The following is a 21,199-nucleotide window of genomic DNA, read 5'->3' as shown; positions in this document are numbered from 1 at the left end:
TGCCGAGCGAGCCTGCCCATTGGCATGTCTGAACGTATGCGGGGCCGATTCGCCCCGCGGCAAGCCTGGCGGCGCTGACGCTACTCCACACGTAGATGGGGCGAGATCATTTCCTGAAGTGCGAGCGCAATTTCGGGATTGCCAGCAACCAAGCGTCCGCCGATCGGCCACGGGTCGCGCTGATGCATATCGTGGCACACGCCACCCGCTTCGCGCATGATCAAGGTGCCCGCCGCCACATCCCAAGGCGCGAGGCCCATTTCCCAATAGCCGTCATACCGTCCACAAGCCGTCCATGCCAGATCGAGCGCGGCCGCGCCCATGCGCCGCACGCCGCGCGTGGTGCGGATAGCGTCATGCAGCATGGGCATGTATTGATCGGCAAAGCTGAAGTCCCGAAACGGGAACCCCGTCGCCAGCACGGCGTCATTGAGCGAGGCCGTACGCGAACAGGTAATGCGGCGGCCATTCAGCCACGAGCCTATGCCATAGACCGCGGTGAAAAGCTCTTCGCGGCAAGGGTCATAGACGACACCGATGACCGGTGTGTCTTCTTTTAAAGGTTCGCCCAGGCCCGCGCGCGTGCCGGCGTGCGCCACCAGCGCAATCGACACCGCATAGTGCGGAATGCCGTGCAAAAAATTGGTGGTGCCATCCAGGGGATCGATATACCAGGTCGCAAGGCCCTGAGCGGCGCCGCCGGACTCTTCGGCGACAATACCGAATTCTGGGGTGCGCGCGCGCAATACCTCGATGATCGCGGCTTCCGCTTCGCGGTCGGCTTGCGAGACGAGATCGTTGCGGGCCTTGTGGTCGATGACGAGATCGCCACGGTTATGCGCATAGGCCTGCAATATGCCCGCGCCGGTATGCGCCGCCGTTGCGGCTGTGTCGATTGCAGCGCCCAGATCGAGCGTGGAAGAATGCGGCATGATGATCGCTTCGAGGTTGGGTATGAGTTCAGTGTAAGCCAAGCGATCTGCACGCACCCGCGAGAAGCCCGATTCCCACGCAACTCGTCGTTTTCAGCCCACGTCATGAAGCCGTCACTTTCGGTATGCTGTGCGGCGTCACAAGTTGAGACCAGGTTCAGCATGTCGCCTGTACTTGGCTCGTTAGTATCTTCGAACTTCGTTTCGTTCCCGTCTGATGTCTTACGTACCGCTTATTCCACCCGATGTCGGTTTTGATGCCGAAGGGCATTTTCGCAATACCTTCTACGGGGACGTCTATCACTCCACGGCAGGTGCGCTCGGGCAGGCGGAATACGTGTTTCTGCGTGGCAATGGCTTGCCGCAACGATGGCGAGGGCGTGCCAGCTTCACGGTGTGTGAAACCGGGTTTGGTCTAGGCATGAATTTTCTGGCGCTGTGGCGTGCCTGGCGCGACGACCCGGCGCGGTCTCGGCGACTGCATATGCTGTCGGTCGAAGCACATCCATTTGCTCGCGACGACGTGACTCAGATATTGCGTCGCATTGCCCCGGACGCGTTGCGCGGTTTGGCCGAGCAACTGGTGGCGCAATGGCCCGCCTGTCTGCCCGGCCTGCATCGTCTGGAGTTCGAGGGTGGGGCGGTGACGCTGACCTTGGCGTTTGGCGATGCGGCCACCGTGGTGCCACGCCTGCGCGCGCGGGTTGATGCGTATTTCCTTGACGGGTTCGCCCCTCGTCGGAATCCGGATCTATGGCGGCCCGAGCTGATGCGCGATCTGGCACGCCTGGCCGCGCCCGACGCGACATTGGCCACTTGGGCAAGCGCGGGAGCCGTGCGCCGTGCGCTGGTTGACGCGGGTTTCGACGTCGGCCGTCAGCCGGGTTATGCGGGCAAACTGCACATGACAGTTGGGGTGCGTTCCAAACCGGATACGGGGGCGAGTGGCGAGTTTTCGCCGACCGTCGCCTCGGGCAAGGCCGCTGGCTTCGACGACCGCATATGGGATGCGGCGCGCGATGCCGACACGGATAAATCCGGGGAAGTCGTCATCATCGGAGCCGGGCTGGCGGGAGCCGGCCTCGCGCAGGCGCTCGCATTGCGTGGCCGTCCCGTCGTGGTGATCGATCCTGCCAGCACGCCGCAGGCGATGTCGCATGCCGGTCACGTTGCGGCCGCGCTCACGCCTGTAATCGCTCGGGACGATAATTCCCGGGCGCGTTTGTCCCGAGCCGGCAGCGCGCGAGCGTGGGCCCGTTGGGCGGGGCTGTCCGGCGAGGCGGCGCCATTGCGTTGCGGCACGCTGCAGTTGGACCGTGATGAAGGGCGCAGCGCGGCCTTGGGGGAAACGCTGTCCCAACTTCGGTTTCCGGGGGATTGGGCGCACCCCGTGGACCGCGAACAGGCTTCGTCGCTGGCGGGAATTTCTGTGGCGCGTGGGGGAGTGTTTTTCCGCGAGGGAATGCTGGTGCAGCCGGCCAGGCTGATCCCGGCGTTATTGCAAGCCGAAGGCGTGCGTCGCGTGGTTGGCGTGGCCAGCGTGTTGCAGCGCGCGGAAACCGGTTGGGAAGTCTGTGACGCGGATGGCGTTGTCCTGGCCCGAGGGACAACCGTGATCCTGGCTAACGCCTTCGGCGCACAGGCTCTGCTGCGAAGCAGCGGTCTGTTGGATCCGCTGCCCCGGCTGGCTCAAATGCACCGGTTAGCTGGCCAGGTTAGCTTGTTGACCGCCTCGGACCTGGCGGGAGGGCCGCGCTGCATTATCGGCGGCGAAGGCTATCTGTTGCCTGCCGTCGACGGTGTTTGCGTGGCGGGCAGTACCTACGAGCACGGCGCCAGCGTGTCGCAGATGACGGCAGAGGGGCAGCACACCGTTTTAGGCAAGGTACGTGGGCTGCTTGGCTATGACTGGCCGACTTCTTGCGCACCTGGCCAATTGCCAGGCTGGGCGGGGTGGCGCGCAGTGTTGCCAGGTCGTTTGCCGGCGATCGGCCCGCTCGCCCATGCACCGGGGGTCTGGCTGGCTGCCGGGTATGCGTCGCGTGGTTTGAGCTGGTCGGCTTTGGCGGGGGATATTATCGCGTCGGCCCTTTGCGACGAGCCTTTGCCGCTTGAAGCCGACTTATTGACTGCGCTTGCACCACGTTAATGATCGGTGTGATTGTGGTTTTTATGTAAATGACTGATTTGATTGAAAAATAACCAGTGAAAATGGCTTTGGCATCCTGATGCCAAGGATGGTTGCGCGATTTTTGGACAAACTTGCCGGGAGTTTTTGACGCAAAAAACGCGCCCGATTTTATTTCGTGGAACAAATCCGTCAAAATAACGTCTTTTAACGGTTTTTTTGGCTTAAGCCGGGGGATGCTCTGTGCCGCCCAAGTACGACTTTGCCCATACTACCCAGCTCGACGCCGTCGAGTTGCTCTCGTCACGTTCCAGCCGCGTCGATTTCGATGCGGGTGATGGGCTGCACCTGGTAGTCGAGGCGCACGCGCCTGGTGTTTTTCGCCTGCGCTGCGGCCAGGCGAATGTCCTGAATGAGGAAAAGCCCAGTGCGCGCGTGCGCGCGGTGGCGGATATGTTGTTAGCTCGCCAGGAGGCCGTCGGCGAGTGCGTTGTCACGCCTCACGAGGATGGCAAGGGCTGGCGCATCACCCAGGGTGAAATCTCGCTGGATGTTCTGACTGACCCGGTTCGCATCGCGCTCTATCGCGGCGAAACGCAGGTGCTGGCCTCGGACGTGTCCGAGCATGAGCCTGCGTTCGGTTACAACGCACTCGATGACGACGACAACGCTGTCTGGAACGCCGCATTTACGCTGGCCGACGATGAGCGTCTGTATGGCCTGGGAGAAACCTCGGGTGATCTGAATCGTCGCGAGGAAGCCATCGTCTCCGATGACCCGGCCCATCGCGCGCTGCCGCTGGCCTGGAGTCCTCGGGGTTGGGGCGTTTATGTGAACACCATGCACCGCGCCCATCATGACCTGGGCGTGGCGCCGACGGCGTCCGCGTACACCTTGAGCGTCGAGGACAATGTCCTGGACCTGTTCATCTTCGCCGGCGAACCCGTCGAGATACTCAATCAATACAGTGCGCTGACCGGCCGCGCGGGGCAACCCGTGCTGTGGGCCATGGGGGCATGGCTGCAACAGCCCGAGGGCCAGTCGGCCATCGATACCTTGGGCCTGGTCGAGCGCATGCGCGAGCTGCAACTGCCGCTGGACGTGGTGAAATTCGCCACGCCGGCCGCCTGGGGCTTTCAGGCCGACAAGGCCGTGTTCGAGTGGGATAGCCAACGCTTTCCCGAGGCCAAGCCTTTGCTTGCGCGGTTCCGTGAGCAGCATGTGCATTTGGCCGCGACCGGTTTTCCGGGCGTGATTCAGTCCACTCCGTTGTTCGAGGAACTCGAAGACCGCGGCTGGCTGCTCACCAACGACGATGGTGGCGCTCAGGTGTTCGAGGGCAACGAAGCCACCGGCGGACGTCCCTATGGCTTGCTCGATCTGACCTACCGCGATGTGTATAACCTCTGGATCGAACGTCATCGTCAGCTGATCGACGACGGTCTGGATGCACCGGTCTGCAATGCGCAAATCGATATTCCGGATGGCGTCAGTGCGCGCAACGGCGATACGGGCGCGATTCTGCGCACGCAGTATCCGCTGCTGGCCCGTCGCGGCTTGTTCGAGGCGGTGGCCGGACACAAGGTGCCGCCAGAAGGCGTGGTGCCCAGCACCGATCTATTCCCGGCGGCACAGCGTCTGCCATGGCAGCTAGGCCCCGAGGTCACGAACGACTGGGACGGCCTGGAGCACACCTTGCGCACCGCCTTGTCGATTGGTGCGAGCGGTGTGCCGGTGCAGGTGCACAACATCGGCTCGGCGCGCGCGCCGCTAGACAACATGAGCGCAGAGCTTTATCTGCGCTGGCTGACCGTCGGGGTGTTCTCGGCGAACTTCTGTTTCCAAGGCGTGCCGGGCTTGATGCCTTGGGACTTTGGCGACGAGGCGCTGGAGCAGGCGCGCACCTGGCTGCAATGGCGTTATCGCCTGGTGCCCTATGTGCTGGGCGCGATCGAGGATTCCGTGCGGACCGGCTTGCCGGTGCAGCGTTCGATGGCGCTGAGCTTCCCCAACGATCCCGAAGCCCACAATTGGGATCTGCAATACCTGCTGGGGCCGGCGTTGCTGGTTGCACCGGTGATGCAGCCTGGCAATAGCGTGAACGTGTATCTGCCCAAGGGCGAAGCCTGGTGGGATCTGAACACCGGCTATCGCTACGAAGGCGGCACGACGCTGGCGGTGGAGTGGGGGCTGGACAAGTATCCGGTCTTTGGTCGCGAAGGGCATATGCTGTGCCTCGGACCGGCGGTTCAGCATGCGGGCGAATTCAATTCCGCGCGCATTCTGGACGAGGTATGGATGTTTGGCATGCCGGTGCATAACCCGGTCGTGATGCGTAACAAGATCCGCGTCATGCAGATGCAGGGCTCCAGCTATATCAAGGGGCTGGAAGGCTTGCGCATCCTGCCCGCCGAGGGCCTTGAGGTGAAACGACGCGGCGCCGAAGTGCGCATTTCTCGCGCGCGCTGATCTGCCGCCGAACGCCCGCTGGCGCAACATTGCCGGCGGGCGCAAAAGCCTGCTGCCTCTGCGTTGTACTCTCGCCTACTCGCTCGCATCCTGGGTGACAAGGGAAGGTCGCGCGCGGCGTGCGAGGCAGGGCTCAAGGCGGCCTCCCGGGACCCCCGCGTCATGATTCCGCATGCCTTCGCAGGACCGTGCGATCTGCGAGGCACTGTTGCGCGCCCATCCTTTATTCCATTTAGTTATTAAACAGAGACGAAACTGTCGTTCTCTTTAGAAGCGCGATCTCTCACAATCGCAACGCCATGATTGACATCCAACATTTAGCGAAGACTTACGCGACGCCGCGCGGCCGATTCGAGGCCCTGCGCGACATCAGCCTGCATATCGAGCAGGGCGAAGTTTTCGGCATCATCGGTCCCAGCGGGGCCGGTAAAAGCACGCTGGTCCAGTGCATCAACTTGCTCGAGCGCCCGGACAGCGGCACCATCTCCATTGGCGGGACCGAACTCACCGGCCTGGGCGAAACCGAGCTGCGCCAGCAGCGCCGGCGGATTGGCATGGTGTTCCAAGGGTTTAATCTGCTCGCCCGCCGTACGGTGTATGGCAACGTTGCTTTGCCGCTAGAAATCGCCGGTGTGCCGAGCAGCCAGATTCCCGCCAAGGTGGAGCGCTTGCTCAAGTTGGTAGGCCTGGAGCATCTACGCGATCGCTATCCCAGCCAGATCAGCGGTGGACAAAAACAGCGCGTCGGCATTGCGCGTGCGCTGGCCAACGATCCCGATGTGTTGCTGAGCGACGAGGCCACTTCGGCGCTCGATCCCGAGACCACTCACAATATTCTGGCGTTATTGCGCGACATCAATAAAAAGACCGGTGTTACGGTCGTGATGATTACGCACCAGATGGAAGTCGTGCGCGAGATCTGTGATCGCGTGGCTGTGCTTTCGCATGGTCAGGTTGTGGAGTCGGGCCGCACGCAGGACATTTTTGCTTCGCCCAAACATGACGTCACGCGCGCGATGGTGTCGGCGGCAACGGCCTCCGATCTGACGGATACGACGCTGGCGGCTGCCCATGCGCGTCTGGCCGAGCTCGAAGCAGCGCGTCCCGGCACGGTTGCGCGTCTGTGGCGTATCCGGTTGGCGGGCGCGAATTCCGGCACCCTGTTATCCAATCTGACGCGGGAGCACGCGCTGGATATCAGCCTGGTGCAAGCCCGGGTGGAAGACATTCAAGGCGTTGCGGTGGGCACTTTGTTCGTGCTGGCGCAAGGCGCACCGCTCGCGGTAGAGCAGGCGCTCAAAGCATTGGCCGCCCTAGACATTTCCGTGGAAGACATCGCGCCATGAATTCACAATTGATAAATTTGCTTGTTACCTCGCTCGGGGAAACGCTGCTGCTGGTGGGGATTCCCAGCTTGATTGCCGTATTGATCGGTATCCCGCTAGGCGTGGTGCTGGTCGTGACGGCACGCGGTGCCATGTTGGAAAACCTGGCGATTAATCGCGTGCTCGGCGCCATTGTGAACATCACGCGTTCGGTGCCGTTCATCATCTTGATGGTTGCCATCATTCCGTTTACGCGGCTGATTGCGCAGACCTCCATCGGCACCACGGCGGCGATCGTGCCATTGTCGGTCGCTGCCATTCCGTTCATGGCGCGCATCGCCGAAAACGCGATGCGTGAAGTCGATGCGGGCCTTCTGACGGCGGCACGTGCCATGGGGGCGAGCCCGTTACAGATCATCGTCAAAGTGTTGTTGCCGGAATCATTGCCGGGTCTCGTGGCGGCCACCATTGTCACGATCATCAGCCTGATCGGGTATTCCGCGATGGCTGGCGCGATTGGCGGCGGCGGCTTGGGCGACGTGGGGATTCGTTATGGCTATCAGCGCTTCCAGCCGGAAGTGATGCTGGCCGTTGTGGTCGTGTTGGTAGTTTTGGTGCAGGTGGTGCAGGGGCTGGGCGACTGGCTCGTGCGTCGCATGTCGCATCGCTAATTTTTCCTACTCGGAAGACATATCATGAGTATCAAGCTTCTCAAGTCGTTAGCCGCCCTAACCCTGGGCGCTGCCGTGATCGCGCAACCCGCGCTGGCTCAGGACAAGCCGCTGAAGGTAGGCGTTACCGCCGGGCCGCACGCCCAGGTTTTCGATGTGGTGAAACAAGAGGCGGCCAAGCAAGGCCTGCAAGTGCAGATCATCGAGTTCAGCGACTACGTGCAGCCGAATGCCGCGCTGGCTGCTGGCGATCTGGATCTGAACAGCTATCAGCACCAACCGTATCTGGACACGGCCAACGCCGACCGCGGCTATAAGCTCGTGAGCATCGGCAAGACCGTGGTGTTCCCCATCGGTATTTACAGCAAGAAGGTCAAGAGCCTGGATGAGCTCAAACAGGGCGCACAGATCGGCATTCCAAACGACCCAACCAACGGCGGCCGCGCGTTGCTGCTGTTGCAGCAAAATGGCCTGATCAAGCTGGATCCCAAAGCCGGCTTGAAAGCCACGCCTCTAGATATCACCGAGAACCCGCGCAAGCTGCGTTTCGTCGAACTGGACGCCGCGCAATTGCCACGTTCGCTGGACGATGTCGACGCGTCGGCGGTGAACACCAATTTCGCCATGGAAGCCGGTCTGGACCCGAACAAGGACGCGATCGTGCGTGAATCCGCCGAGTCGCCCTACGCCAATGTACTGGTCGTGCGCGAGCAGGATAAAGATCGTCCCGATCTGGTGAAACTGGTGGGCATCTACCAGAGCGCCCCGGTCAAGGCCTTTATCGAAGAGAAGTTCAAGGGCGCGGTCACTGCCGCCTGGTAAGCACGGACGGATTGTTTTTGACGATCATCGAATTCCGATTTGACAGACGAAAATAACTTCGTCATAATCTCGGGCTTCGGTCGGGCCTTTAGCTCAGTCGGTAGAGCAGCGGACTTTTAATCCGTTGGTCGCGAGTTCGAGTCTCGCAGGGCCCACCACCAAATTGTTAAGCCATGCATTGCCTGCGGGCAGCAGGTGCCAGCATCTGGCATGGTTCTATCCGCTACGCATGGATGTCGAAAAGCTGACCCTTGGGTCAGCTTTTTCTTTTGTCCTTTGAATCGGGCGTGTCGGGCTAAGCGTGGTGTAGGTCCAGGGGCTTTATTCTGACGAGAGGATGGCGCGCGCGCGCAGGGGCCTGCATTCGTCACGCGCCGGCCGCGCGGGCGGCTACAATCGACTTTATTTTCTAAATAAAACAGGCACAGCGGGGCTACTGCCAATTCGCGTTTCTTCATGTCTGGCGTGGTCCGCATGGCGAGCGTTTGCGAGTAGGTAGATCCTCGCACCCGATTCGGGTTCGATTGTGCCGGGACATCAAGGAATTCCATGGCTCTGCAATGTGGCATCGTCGGCCTGCCTAATGTTGGCAAATCGACTCTTTTCAATGCGCTGACCAAGGCGGGTATCGCCGCCGAGAACTACCCGTTCTGCACGATCGAGCCCAATGTTGGCGTGGTCGAGGTGCCGGACCCGCGTCTGGCCCAGTTGGCCGAGATCGTCAAGCCCGAGCGCGTGGTGCCCGCTGTAGTGGAATTCGTGGACATCGCCGGTCTGGTGGCGGGCGCGAGTCAGGGTGAAGGTCTGGGCAATCAGTTTCTCTCGCACATTCGCGAGACGGATGCCATCGTCAACGTGGTGCGCTGTTTTGAAGACCCCAACGTGATTCACGTGGCGGGTAAGGTCGATCCCATCTCCGATATCGAGGTGATCTCGACCGAGCTGGCGCTTGCCGATTTGCAGACCATCGAGAAAGCCGTCCATCGCAACAACAAGCTGGCTCGCTCTGGCGACAAGGAAGCCGCAAAGCTCGTGGCCTTGTTGGAGCGCTGCCAGAAGCAACTCGACGCAGGTCAGCCCATCCGGGCGCTGGGCTTGGATGCCGATGAGATGTTCTCGTTGAAATCGTTTGGTTTCATCACGGCCAAGCCTGCGATGTTCGTGGCCAACGTCAGCGACGACGGCTTTGAGAACAATCCGCTGTTGGATCGCTTGGTCGAGTATGCCAATTCGCAGAACGCGCCGGTGGTGGCGATTTGCGCCGCCATCGAAGCCGAAATTGCCGAGCTGGACGACGCTGACAAAGCCGCGTTCCTGGCCGATATGGGCATGGAAGAGCCGGGCCTGGATCGCTTGATCCGTGCGGGCTATCGCTTGTTGGGTCTGCAGACCTATTTCACCGCTGGCGTGAAAGAAGTGCGCGCCTGGACGGTCAAGGTGGGCGCGACCGCCCCGCAAGCTGCTGGCGTGATCCACACCGATTTCGAACGCGGTTTTATTCGCGCGCAAACGATCTCGTTTGACGATTTCATCGCCTATAAGGGTGAAACCGGCGCGAAAGAAGCCGGCAAGATGCGCGCGGAAGGCAAGGAGTACATCGTGCAGGATGGCGATGTGATGAATTTCTTGTTCAACGCCTGACCCTAGAGAGCCATTTCTCAGCATTTCACAAGATTGCTTAGAACCCAGGAAGCAGCGCTAGAACCCCAGAAATTCCGGGGTTTTTCGTTTCCATGGATTGCATGACATTGCCCGGCCTTGCTCGCGTAAAGTGACTACGCTGGTGTATACGAAGATTGGACGGGGTGACAGAAGGTGTATATGATCCTTCTGTCGTTCCTTATTGCTGATCCCGTGACACCGTGCTTACAGATGCCCACTGCCGTGCTGCCAAACCGAAGGAGCAGCTCTACCGCCTGAATGACTTTCGCGGCCTTTACCTCGAAGTGAAACCCAATGGGGTCAAGGCTTGGCGCTACCGCTTCAAGCTGGGCGGCAAGGGATCGTGGTTCGCGCTGGGCGACTACCCCGCCGTCAGCCTTGCCGAAGCGCGGGACAAGTGCGAGGAAGCGCGGAAGCTGGTCAAGCAGGGCATCAACCCCGTCCAGCACCGGCAGCTTGAGCGCCTCAAGCGCGAAGAGGATTCCGCCAATACCTTCGAGACCGTCGCCAAAGAGTGGCTGGCTCTGCGGGACTGGGAGGACATCACCAAGAAACGCCGCCTGGACATGCTGGAGCGAGTGGTCTTCCCCAGCATCGGCAAGCTCCCGGTGCGCGACATCACCCCGGCGCATGTCCTCGACATCCTCACCAAGACTGTGAAGCGCGGTGCGCCGACCGTCGCCGCCGAAGCCAAACGCACCATGTCCGGCATCTTCGAGTTGGCCGTTGCCACCTTGCGGGCAGACAACGATCCTGTCTGGCCCGTCCGCAAGGCGTTGCCCGCCAACAAGACGCAACACAAGACGGCGCTGACCACCGCGCAGATCGGCAAGCTGCTCAACGACTTCGACAACCACCGCTGCGGCTATCAGGTCAATTTCTGCATCCAGTTGATGTGGTGGACACTGGCGCGTCCCAGCGAAGCAGCAGAGGCGGAATGGGCTGAATTCGATCTCGATGCGGCGCTTTGGACGATCCCAGCCCGGCGCATGAAAGCCCGCCGCGAGCATGTTGTGCCGCTGCCAACGCAGGCCATAGAGATGTTGCGTCGCCTGCACGCCATCAGTGGCGACCGGACGCACATCTTCCCCGGCAGGGATGACCGCAACAGACCGATGTCTGTGCATTCGATCCGGCAGGCGCTCAAGGTGCTGGGCTGGAGCGGCACCTACAGCCCGCATGGCACCAGAACCACGGGCAGCACCCGGCTGAACGAGATGGGCTATCGCCCGGATGCCATTGAGGCGCAGCTTGCCCATGCGGAACCTAACTCGGTGCGTCGCACCTACAACCATGCCACCTACCTCGAAGAGCGGCGAGACATGATGCAGGCATGGGCAGACAAGCTCGAAATCTGGAAGCGGGAGGCAGCCAATGACAAAGGCTGATGAGCGGCGTCAGTTCCGCTTCGCACTGGTGAAGGACATCCTGCGCTGTGAGTCGGTCAGGAAACTGCCACATGACCACAAAAAGCTGCTTTTCCGGTGGCTGGCGAATGGCTGGAGCATCACCGATACCCCGCCTGATACATCGCGTATCCGGGCGCTTGAAAAGGCCGCGTCCGATGCGCGTCGGCTGCGGGCTGCGCTGGGTCGTCTTGATGCGAAGGACGCCGCCAGCCTGGACTTCAACTACAGCCAGACCATCCCGCTTTCAACCCGCCTGCTCGCCCTGGAAGAGCTGTCCAATGACGCCGATGCGCTGGCCCGCGTCATCAAGGGCGAACAAGCGGACATCGTGCGGCTGCGGAAACGGCGGACGGCGAAAAGCATTGCCAACACGCTTTCCATGTTCGGAATCCCGTTTAATACGCGCAATGACTGGGATGTGGATGAGCGCAATGTGACGACAGCCATGCGCTGCGTGATGTTCGCCATGCTGGAAGCCGATGCGAAGAAGCTGCATTGGGGCACAGCCGCCGCCATCGTCAAGCTGGGCTTTCAGATACTGACCGATCCTGACGAAGAAAAGGTGGTGTTTTCAGAAGGGGGAATACCAGTTACGGCGGGGGATGCTGAGGACTTCCGACTTTTCCTGCGTGAAATGCCTGAGTTCAACGGCATCAAGCTGGTGGAGTAGCGAAAAGGCTTCCCCAAGCCTTTCGCTAGAACTATCATCTAAAAAATACGCATATAGAGAAGCGCAATTTCGATGCATATACGTGTGCAGACTTACCGCGATAAAAGCGGAAACACACGACAGGGAAAATCAATCTCCCTGCTACGCTACGCCTATGACCATGAGAAAAAGCGTTCCAAGCAGATTGTGCTAGGGACTGTGGATCGCTGGGCAACGTCACTGCCACCTGACATTGACGCCATCCTGACTGACGCCGAGCGTGAAGAGTTCAGGGAATGGATGGCCGAGAGAGACCGGCAGTTTGCTGAGTACAAGCAAAAAAGCCACTTGCTGCACGCTGCCGAACACATGGGATGGGCGGCAAAAGCACTGGCTGCCGGAGTGAAGCCAGTCCGGCCCGAGCGGATTTGGGATGCCCTAGATGTGCTGGCGAAGGCGTTGGAGAAGGCAGGACACCCGAGACCAAGCCGAGCACGAGGGCGTCCGTCGAAGAGCGAAACACCGACGCCGGAGGATCTGGTCGCCAGCCCCTACGATGATCCGACGCTGGCTGCCGAGCAGGAAGAGATGTATGAGCGGATGGCGGCGCTACCGGATTTTGTTCCCAAAGCCCGTTGATTTACTAACGGACATACAAGATAACTGCCTGCCATACTAGGATGGTTTTATAGCCCACTTCTTCTGATAGTTTGGCCCTTCCGATTGCGGCTTGGTTACCGGTTTTTGTATCTGAATGGTCAAGGGGATCGGAAAATCAACGCCAATAATAGCTGCTTCACCTGGACGTAAATTTGGGAGAAAGGCCGATGCCGCCCGATCAATTTCTCCACATGCCCGCTCAACCACTTGTCGGTCTTGCTCATTGGTAAGACGATGGACGATGAGGGTGCCCATCTGACTTAACACCCCTTCGGTAATATCTCTGGGGCGCTGCGTTGCTAAACATATGTTTAAGCCATACTTGCGCCCCTCTTTGGCGATGATTTCAAAAGAATCCAATTTCGCCAGATGATCTTCTGCTCCAGCATATCTTCCCAGAAAATTATGCGCCTCATCCACAATAACAATTACCGGTGTATCGCGAAAGCCTCCGGCTCTTGCCTTGCCAAGTAGAAATCTTCCAATTGTGTTCGCAATAATTTCCCTGGCTTTAAATTCATGGCCGATACCGCTGAGGCATATGCGCAAAAGCCTGTGATTATCAGATAGGAATTCATCAATCTTGCTGGTTACAGATGGTCTAGCGTTAGCCGAAAAAACGCAATCAAAGACAGGGGATTTAAATATATTGTTAATCCTTGCAATCAATGCTGCGCACCAACCCACTTCCTGATCGTTTCGCCCCTTCCAATTGGCATCGCCATAATCTTGTACGCACTCGGCAATGAGCTGCCTTGGCAATAGCTTGACATTGAAAGGCTGACTAGGATTCTGCACTTTATCTGCATGCTTCGCCAATGCTCTTAATATTGGCAATTTTTCTTTGTGTTCTTTAACGAGAATTCCATCATTCGCCAAACTTGCATCAATTTGAACCAGTCTTAAGCTCTCAATTGCCGCTCTTAATTTAGGCCCCTGAATTTTCCCGGATGGCTCAAACAAGGCAATAAAATCCGACTCGACGAAGCTAGAGGGAGGTAGCGAGCACTCTTCAGAATTTTCCGCCTTTGACACTACCGATCCAAGATGGCAGTTTTTTATTAGCTCACCACTGAAACCATGGTACTCCCCCGTGGCATCAAGCAGAATTATTTTTGCTTGATGTTTTATACACTCCTCAATGATTTTTGCCGTAGTCCAGCTTTTTCCACCACCCGTTGCCCCCAGAATTGCGCAATGGCGTCCAAATAACTTCTCTGGCTTAACGAAAACCTTACTTTCTCCTGCGGGGTCGATATGTCCGAGTTCCAAGGTAATTGCAGGCTCTTCTCCTTTTCTTTCCATCAAAAGGGGTAGCAACGAGATGTAACGGTGTGGCGCAGCATAAATGCGATCACCTAAACGAGGGTAGGCATCAACTCCTGCTGTAACGCGAAGGTCATGCATAGAGATACAACCAAGAAGCTGGATCTGACCAATGGCATCCAATTCCTCTCGACCAACATAGTCAGAGCGAATACTGCGTCTTTCCGGTTCCCGGAGTTTCACCTCGGTGATGCGGCCTAACAGAATATTTTGCTGACCTTCTATTAAGATGAATTCCCCAACCTCCCCGCGACCATATCGCCCACCAGAATAATGAGAGCCGCTGGGCTGACCTGCGGAGCTTAGATTAACAGAGACGCTCCTGGCCGAAATGGAAGAGGCAACTCCCAGAAAGAGTTCTGGCCTAAGCAAGCCTTTAGGAAATTCATCATCTAAGTTAATCATGTCCCGCGCCTTTCTGAGTTCCTTGAACAGCGAGGAATAGCCGCTCTGGCGGAGTTAATGATTTCAGGTCTGGAATTAATTCGGCGAATTGGTCAAAAGTAGCGTTAATAAACCATACATCCTCACCACTTTCGGATGCTTCGAATAACGCTTTGTGAAAGCGATTGGCTTGGCCTTCGTTCTCTGCTTTATCTTGGAGTGATGGATCGACAATAATTACTCGCAAGTGAGGGTTGGATTGAACGGAAGATAGAAGTGGTTGAGACAAATGGTCATCATTAAATCCGAAGCCCACGACCAATACGCAAGTGTTTGGCTCACGTATTGCTGCCAAATACTGTGAGATTGATTCAAGATATGGTTGATCGTAGCTCTTCTGGTATTTTCCGCTGGCCGGATAGATCAGGCAAGCACGCTCTGGATCAGGCTGCTGGGCTTCCTTGATTGTTCCGTTGTTTTGCTTTTCCCAATTGACTGACCCATGCAGTTTGTATAATTGGAAAACGCCTTCTAGATATGTGCTTTGCTTGTCGCCTGATCGAGTTCTGCGAATAATATCGTAGTCAAAAAAACGGGGGTCATAATGGCGGGGATTGGAGAAAGAGAATCCGTCGATGGGGATGCATCCAAGCTCGGCGGCTGCACGCTCAAAACAAAGATCGTAGTTTGTGGTAAAAACCTTTAACCTCTGATCTCTCACTCTTCGGCGAGACAGGCGATGCAGAAAGGATTTGTGGGCAGTTAGAGGTGCTCCTTCAATGAATCCGCCGCATTTCTCCAGAATTTTTTGTTTTGCGGTTTTGAGAAATGCAGAAACCTCAGTGTCATCTCCCATCAACGAAAGCCAGCCTTCAATTTGGGAAAGAAATGCTTCTATATCTTTATTTTCAATGTTGTATTGAACGCGGCCTGCCACCTTCTTTGCTGACTCTGTGGCCTCGCTGCCAACGACTGTATTCCACAGTTCCGTCATAGACGGCCCTTTGGAACCGTTACTGCCGACGACTCCATAGGAACACCCGGAACCTGCCAATATCATGACATGTTCCATCTTCAGCGCGGCTAAAAGCGTCTGTTCTAGCCTCTCACGAGCATGCTCCGCCCTTGATTTGGCCTGTTTGCTCTCATCGTCCGAAAGAGAATCCTGTTCCGTTGCATCTAACTTATGCCATTCCGTTGCTCTTGGCTCACGAAAGCTGCGCAGAGGCTGATGCGCAGTCGGATTTTCGGAAACAGGTTTGCTCTTGGTGTTCATGATTTATCCTTCAGCAATGACGGCAGCGAGTCGACAATCTGATTGGTCTCCATGCTCACCCGAATAACACGCTTGACGAGATTGAGGATGTAGGCCGGGTCGTTGTGCTCGCGGCACCAGTCATTGGGATCATCCTTGATGCCGCTATCCTTGTCGGCCGAGACCTGATAGCGTTCCATGACCCACTCGATGGCGCTCTTGCCGTTGACCACATAGTCGTAGGCTTGCAGCGGGATACCGCGCAGGGTAATGCGGCTGTTGAAGACGATGACGCTCTTGTCCTTGTTTCTGCCACCCAGCGAAGCAAAGCGCATCTTCTCGACGCGGTAGTAAGCCAGGTCATTCAGATCGCCCTTGGGCTTGGCATCCTCCTGCACTGGCCACGGCTCCACCGTTTCGTAGTTTAGATGCAGGTCGGCGAGCTTGCGCCCCGCCTGGCTGAATGCCTTGAAGTCCGGCGCATAGGGAATGCGGGGCAGCACCTTCTTGAGGTCGGCGGCATACTGCTCGCGGTATTCCGGCGAATGCAGAACGCCATAGACGTAGTAGAAGATGTCTTCCTTGGTGATCGACTCGTCGTTGTAGTGCTGGCGGAAGTTGGCCAGTGCCACGTCGGTAATGCCGTCACGCTTGATGTAGCCATTGGCATCGGGCAGGCTGGCATCGTCGCCGCCAAAGCCAAGGCCACCTTGTGGATTGGTGTCCGTAGCTTTTTCGTACCAGTGCAGGGGGAAGCATTGGCCTCCGCCTGATTGGATATTTAGATCTGGGATTGTGTTTACTATTAGGCAGTTAAAATCCTTAGTCGAACCTGTTCCAGGGACAATAATTGCCATATTGGAGTAGCTGGCAGATGGATAGAGTTTTTCTTTGAAATATTCATTAAACTGCTGGTCGTAGTAGACCCATGATTGACAATATGGGCGGTATGTAGCCTTGCCAATCTTGTTGTGTTCGAATGTCCCCTTCCTACTGCGACTCAGGTGGGCTATCAATCCTCTTGTCCACTTAATCTTCTTAGGGTTTGTGTCAATCAACTGGCTGGCCGTCTTTTCTTTTTCCTTGGCCGAACCCGCCGATTGAACGATACTCCCATGCAATGCAAGCTGATCGTTGTAAAAGTCAATCATGCGCTGCATGTTTGTTTCTAGATTGGCTTTGCTTGCGTTGTAAACCCAAGCGTCACGGCTGGTTTCGACACCGCGAGAACGGAATGCAAATATTGCATCCGGCTCATCGTTGAACGGAACGAAGGCGCTGAAATCCCCGCTGCGCTGATTGATCCAGTCGTGGTACTCGTTAGGCTCCAGGGTTTGCCACGGCACCTGCTGATAACTGCCGAAGCTGCTGACGATTTCCAGTTTTTGCTCACGGCTGAGGTAGTCGCCAATATCGTGGTAGTGGATCGCGGCCTTGCCCTGGTGGTCTTTGCGTTTGATGAGCAGGGTAATGGCTACGGGCGTGCGCGAGCCAGACCCGAATACCTTGCCTCCTTCTTTTCGAGATAATTCCCCACTGGTGCGCTGGTTGCCCCGTAGATTGAAGACATACACATCAGAAAACTCGTCCTGCAAGGTCTTGCGGAAGCCATCCATTGAATTTCCATCAAGCCAGCCACCATTAGTGACAAAACAGATCACACCTTCATCTTTTATCCGATCTGATGCCCAGCGGAATGCCCTGATATAAGAGTCATATAGAGCATTCTTATTAGTTGCGGTGGAGTGCACAGCGTAGGTTGCTGCAATACGACTATCCAGCTTGGGGTAGCTCAGATTTTGATTGTTGTCGTTGGCATCTTCCTGCTTCGCAGAATATGGAGGATTTGCCACAATCACCCTTATATCCCTTGCCTTCTGCTGATCGGCGCGCTTGTGGTTTTCTGGCAAACCTTCATCCAGATCGCCGGTCTGCGGCTCATTCATCTGGAAGGTGTCGGTGAGCACGATGCCGGGGAACGGTTCGTATTCCTGTCCTGTGACGCGATGGAAGGCTTCCTCGATGTTGATGGCGGCGATGTAGTAGGCCAGCAGCACGATCTCGTTGGCGTGCAGCTCGTGGCGGTACTTGTAGGGCAGCTTTTCAGGCGGAATCAGCCCTGTTTCGATCAGCCGCACGGGGAAAGTGCCGGTGCCGGTGAAGGGGTCTAGGATGTGGACGTTCTGGTCAGCCAGTCTGGTGCCGAAGTGTGCCTGGAGGGCGGCGTCGGCACTGTGCAGAATGAAGTCCACGATCTCGACCGGCGTGTAGACAATGCCCAGTCGTTCGACCATGCGCGGGAAAGCGGTCTTGAAGAACTTGTCGTACAGCTCGATGATGATCTTTTGCCGCCCTTTCGGGTCGGTGATACCAGATGCCCGCTCGCGCACGCTGGCATAGAAGCCCTCCAGCGTCTCGTGCTCCTTGTCCAGCGCCTGCGCATCGAGGATGTCCATGATTTTCTGCATGGACTGCGACACGGGGTTCTTGCTGGTAAAGGCGTAGCCCTCGAACAGCGCGTCGAACACCGGCTTGGTGATGATGTGCTGGGCCAGCATCTCGATGGCGTCGTTCTGGCTGACGCTGGGGTTGAGGTTCTTCCTGACACCTTTGAGGAACTCGTCGAACGCTTTCTTGCCCTTGGAATACGGTTTCTCCAGCAAGGCGCGAATGCGCATCTGGTGACGGTCGGCAATCTCGGCGATGTCTTTCGCCCAGTCCTCCCAGTAGCGGCGGTTGCCGCACTTGGTGACGATCTTGGCAAACATGGCGTCCTGCCACTTGCCAAGTTCCTCCGGATCGAAGGCAAAGCCAAGCTGCTCTCCGCCGAAGGCATCGGTTTTCTCGTTGCCGCCGCCCACGCCGATGACGTTCACCACGCCATTGCCTTTGCCTGTCAGGTCAATGGTGGCGAACTGCTTGTCCAGCCGGTCATCGTGGGCACGCAAAGCGTTGAGCACCTGCCAGACCACGCGGTATTTCTTGTTGTCATCAAGTGCCGTTTCGGGCGAAGTGTCCTTGCGAATGCCGATGGGCAAAATCACATAGCCGTACTTCTTGCGGCCAGCCGGGTCTTTGCGCATCACGCGACCGACTGACTGAACCACGTCCACCACGGAATCGCGGGGGTTCAGGAAAATGGCAGCGTCCAGTGCCGGGACATCCACGCCTTCGGAGAGGCAGCGGGCATTGGTCAGGATGCGGCATACCGGCTCTTCCTTGCCGATGTTGTCCTTGAGCCAGGAGAGCTTCTGGTTGCGCTCGACCACGTTCATGGTGCCATCGACGTGTTTGGCCTCCAGCGCGGGGAGATAGTCGATCTGGTCGCCGAGGTCGTCGGAAATGCGCTCGAACTCGGCGGTCAGCAGCTTGGAGTGCTTGATCGACTGCGCGAAGGCGATGGCAGTGCGCATCGGTTGAGGATCGACGCTGACATCCATGCCATCCTCAGCGGCGACGTGCTTGCCCAGGCCGTTCCAGCAGCCGACGATTTTCACCGCGTCATCCAGCTTGAGTTCATCGCCGCTGTCGGCGATGCGCTTGTTGAGCACCCTGCTGACGTGCAACTCATCAACAGCGATCACCAGCACCTTGTAGTCGGACAACAGATCGCAACGGACAGCTTCATCGAAGCGAAGCTGATGGAACACCGGACCGAAGGTGGCCACATCGTCCATCGAGAACACTTGCACATCGTTTTCTTCGGCCTTGCTCTTGCTGGCTTCGGCGTAGATGCGCGGCGTGGCGGTCATGTAAAGCCGCTTGTTTGCCTTGATGTAGGCGTTGTCATGGACGCGCACGAATGCGGAATGATCTTCGCCGGGAGCGGTATAGCCCGCAGTGCGGTGTGCCTCATCGCACACCACCAGGTCGAACACCATGCCGGTTTTCTGCTGCGCCTGATGTACCACTTCAATGGACTGATAGGTCGAGAAGATCACCGTGATGGCGCTTTCGTCCTGCGTTGCGGCGAGGGAAGCAGCCAACTTGTTTGCATTCGTCGTGGCCGGATAAGCCAGTTCGTAGATGCGCATGTCTTCTTCATTGCGGCTGGCCTTGCTATCCGAGCACACCGCAAAGCAGCGCAACGGCACACTGGCATCGGCTGTCCACGCCCGTAGCGTCTGCGACAGCAGCGCGATGGACGGCACCAGGAACAGGATGTTCTGGCCCGGCTTTACCATCTGCTCGGCAATGATGAGCGAGGTGTAGGTTTTGCCCGTGCCGCAGGCCATGATGAGCTTGCCACGGTCGTGGGCCTGAAAGCCTTTGGTGACATTGGCCAGGGCTTCGCTCTGATGCGGGCGAGGGTCTTTCTTGGGCAGTTTGCGCAGTTGATCGGGCTTGTCCAGCGAGAACTGTGACCAGTCAATCGGGGAGGCTTCCAAGTCCTCCAAGGTCATCAGTTCGACCGGAATGGTCTGCCCTTCCAGCGCATCCGCCGCGTGCTTGGAGAGCGGCGCAGTTGCCACGATAAGGCGCTGGGTAAAGCCACCCTTGCCAGAGAGTGTGAAGAAGTTACCCAGATCGCCCAACGGAATCGGGGAGTCGTAGAACTTGCACTGGATCGCGCAGTAACCATCCTCATCGCGCAGCTTCGCTACCAGGTCGATGCCGGTGTCCGGCAGCTTGTAGCCAAGGGCTTCCCGCTGCGGCCAATCCTTCCAGAGCCAGACATCTTCAAACAATGCAAGGTACTGCGGGTCGAGCTTGAGGTAGGCCCGCATCAGCCGCTCGAAGCGGTCGCCCAAGTCACGGTTGAAAGCGGATTCGTCCCTGTATTGCTGGAGAATGTCACGGATCATGGTTTCTTCTTCACTGGCTGGGCCTCGACCACTTCCGATTCCCGGCGTGGTGCGACCTTGTAGATAGTCGTTCTGGATACTTTGTAGCGTTCAGCGATCTGACTGACCGGAATGGTCGGGTCAGTCATCAGTCGCTTGATCTCTTTGATCTGCTGAGGTGTCAGCTTTGGCCTGCGGCCACCCGACCGGCCACGGGCACGAGCGGCCACAAGCCCTGCTCGGGTGCGTTCGCGGATCAGGTTGCGCTCGAACTCGGCAAGTGCGGCAAAAACATGGAAAACCAGCTTGCCCGCAGCACTGCTTGTTTCGATTTTTTCGGTGAGGCTTTCAAAACCGACGCCCTTCTTTTCTAGCTCACCGACGATGCGCACAAGGTCGGGTAGGCTGCGCCCCAGCCGGTCAAGACGCCAAACCACGAGGGTGTCGCCCTCGCGGAGTGCTTTCAGGCATGCAGCTAGTTCTTTGCGCTCGGCATCCTTACCGCTGGCGGTGTCGGAGTACAGGCAGCCGTCAGCGATGCCAGCTCGATGCAGCGCGTCAAGCTGCAAGTCAAGGTTCTGGTCATCTGTCGAAACTCGGGCGTACCCGATGCGTTGCCCCATGCCGTTCGCTTCCGTCGCACATGAATATGTCCAGCAAACGCATGTTTGGCGGACTTTGAAAAGTTGACGGAAATTTTAACAACGGAGAGGCTGTTTGACC

13 protein-coding genes, 1 tRNA gene and 1 pseudogene are annotated in these 21,199 nt (G+C 57.8%); 10 read left to right on the top strand and 5 right to left on the bottom strand.

Going from position 1 to position 21,199, the window contains the following annotated elements; all coding sequences use genetic code 11:
* Positions 1–80: 80 nt before the first annotated feature.
* Complete coding sequence (locus GOQ25_RS09485; RefSeq protein WP_160350254.1) at positions 81–932, bottom strand: inositol monophosphatase family protein; 852 nt, start codon at positions 930–932, stop codon at positions 81–83.
* Positions 933–1,149: 217 nt separating this feature from the next.
* On the opposite strand from GOQ25_RS09485, the gene mnmC reads away from it, so the two are divergent.
* The 10 genes and pseudogenes from mnmC to GOQ25_RS09435 all read left to right on the top strand — a co-directional run bounded on the left by mnmC (position 1,150) and on the right by GOQ25_RS09435 (position 12,706).
* Complete coding sequence (gene mnmC / locus GOQ25_RS09480) at positions 1,150–3,081, top strand: FAD-dependent 5-carboxymethylaminomethyl-2-thiouridine(34) oxidoreductase MnmC (RefSeq protein WP_160350217.1); 1,932 nt, start codon at positions 1,150–1,152, stop codon at positions 3,079–3,081.
* A gap of 222 nt (positions 3,082–3,303) precedes the next feature.
* The gene (locus GOQ25_RS09475; protein WP_160350216.1) at positions 3,304–5,529 is read left to right on the top strand and encodes a glycoside hydrolase family 31 protein; all 2,226 of its coding nucleotides are present in this window, start codon (positions 3,304–3,306) and stop codon (positions 5,527–5,529) included.
* A 299-nt stretch (positions 5,530–5,828) separates the two neighbouring features.
* Positions 5,829–6,912: pseudogene (locus tag GOQ25_RS09470) on the top strand (methionine ABC transporter ATP-binding protein); the annotation flags it as partial.
* The gene (locus tag GOQ25_RS09465; RefSeq protein ID WP_160350214.1) at positions 6,872–7,525 is read left to right on the top strand and encodes a methionine ABC transporter permease; all 654 of its coding nucleotides are present in this window, start codon (positions 6,872–6,874) and stop codon (positions 7,523–7,525) included. The pseudogene GOQ25_RS09470 and the gene GOQ25_RS09465, both read left to right, overlap by 41 nt.
* A gap of 24 nt (positions 7,526–7,549) precedes the next feature.
* Entirely contained in the window at positions 7,550–8,347 is a 798-nt protein-coding gene (locus GOQ25_RS09460; protein WP_160350213.1) for a MetQ/NlpA family ABC transporter substrate-binding protein, read from the top strand.
* 82 nt (positions 8,348–8,429) lie between these two features.
* Positions 8,430–8,505 (top strand) — tRNA-Lys (locus GOQ25_RS09455).
* 391 nt (positions 8,506–8,896) lie between these two features.
* Positions 8,897–9,988 carry a redox-regulated ATPase YchF gene (ychF, locus tag GOQ25_RS09450; RefSeq protein WP_160350212.1) on the top strand — a complete coding sequence of 364 codons (1,092 nt, stop codon included), beginning with the start codon at positions 8,897–8,899 and terminating at the stop codon, positions 9,986–9,988.
* Between the two features lie 221 nt (positions 9,989–10,209).
* Complete coding sequence (locus GOQ25_RS09445) at positions 10,210–11,397, top strand: integrase arm-type DNA-binding domain-containing protein (protein ID WP_160350211.1); 1,188 nt, start codon at positions 10,210–10,212, stop codon at positions 11,395–11,397.
* A complete protein-coding gene (locus GOQ25_RS09440) occupies positions 11,384–12,088 on the top strand; it encodes a hypothetical protein (protein WP_160350210.1) in 705 nt (234 codons plus the stop codon). The genes GOQ25_RS09445 and GOQ25_RS09440 overlap by 14 nt, the downstream gene beginning before the upstream one ends.
* Positions 12,089–12,172: 84 nt before the next feature.
* Entirely contained in the window at positions 12,173–12,706 is a 534-nt protein-coding gene (locus GOQ25_RS09435; protein ID WP_202109388.1) for a hypothetical protein, read from the top strand.
* Between the two features lie 36 nt (positions 12,707–12,742).
* Here the strand turns inward: GOQ25_RS09435 and GOQ25_RS09430 are convergent, their stop codons facing one another.
* From GOQ25_RS09430 to GOQ25_RS09415, 4 genes are read right to left on the bottom strand one after another with little or no spacing between them, the layout of a single operon-like run.
* Positions 12,743–14,458 carry an ATP-binding protein gene (locus tag GOQ25_RS09430; protein WP_160350208.1) on the bottom strand — a complete coding sequence of 572 codons (1,716 nt, stop codon included), beginning with the start codon at positions 14,456–14,458 and terminating at the stop codon, positions 12,743–12,745.
* Entirely contained in the window at positions 14,451–15,713 is a 1,263-nt protein-coding gene (locus GOQ25_RS09425) for an SIR2 family protein (protein WP_160350207.1), read from the bottom strand. The genes GOQ25_RS09430 and GOQ25_RS09425 overlap by 8 nt, the downstream gene beginning before the upstream one ends.
* Positions 15,710–20,497: a type ISP restriction/modification enzyme gene (locus GOQ25_RS09420; RefSeq protein ID WP_160350206.1), complete on the bottom strand. Its 4,788-nt coding sequence runs from the start codon at positions 20,495–20,497 to the stop codon at positions 15,710–15,712. Before GOQ25_RS09420 ends, GOQ25_RS09425 begins: the two co-directional genes overlap by 4 nt.
* The gene (locus tag GOQ25_RS09415) at positions 20,494–21,099 is read right to left on the bottom strand and encodes a recombinase family protein (protein WP_160350205.1); all 606 of its coding nucleotides are present in this window, start codon (positions 21,097–21,099) and stop codon (positions 20,494–20,496) included. The genes GOQ25_RS09420 and GOQ25_RS09415 overlap by 4 nt, the downstream gene beginning before the upstream one ends.
* Positions 21,100–21,199: the final 100 nt, after the last annotated feature.

Source organism: Bordetella sp. 15P40C-2 (assembly GCF_009763235.1).
Classification (GTDB): Bacteria; Pseudomonadota; Gammaproteobacteria; order Burkholderiales; family Burkholderiaceae_B; genus Bordetella_A.
This window is presented reverse-complemented; position numbering and strand designations above follow the sequence as displayed.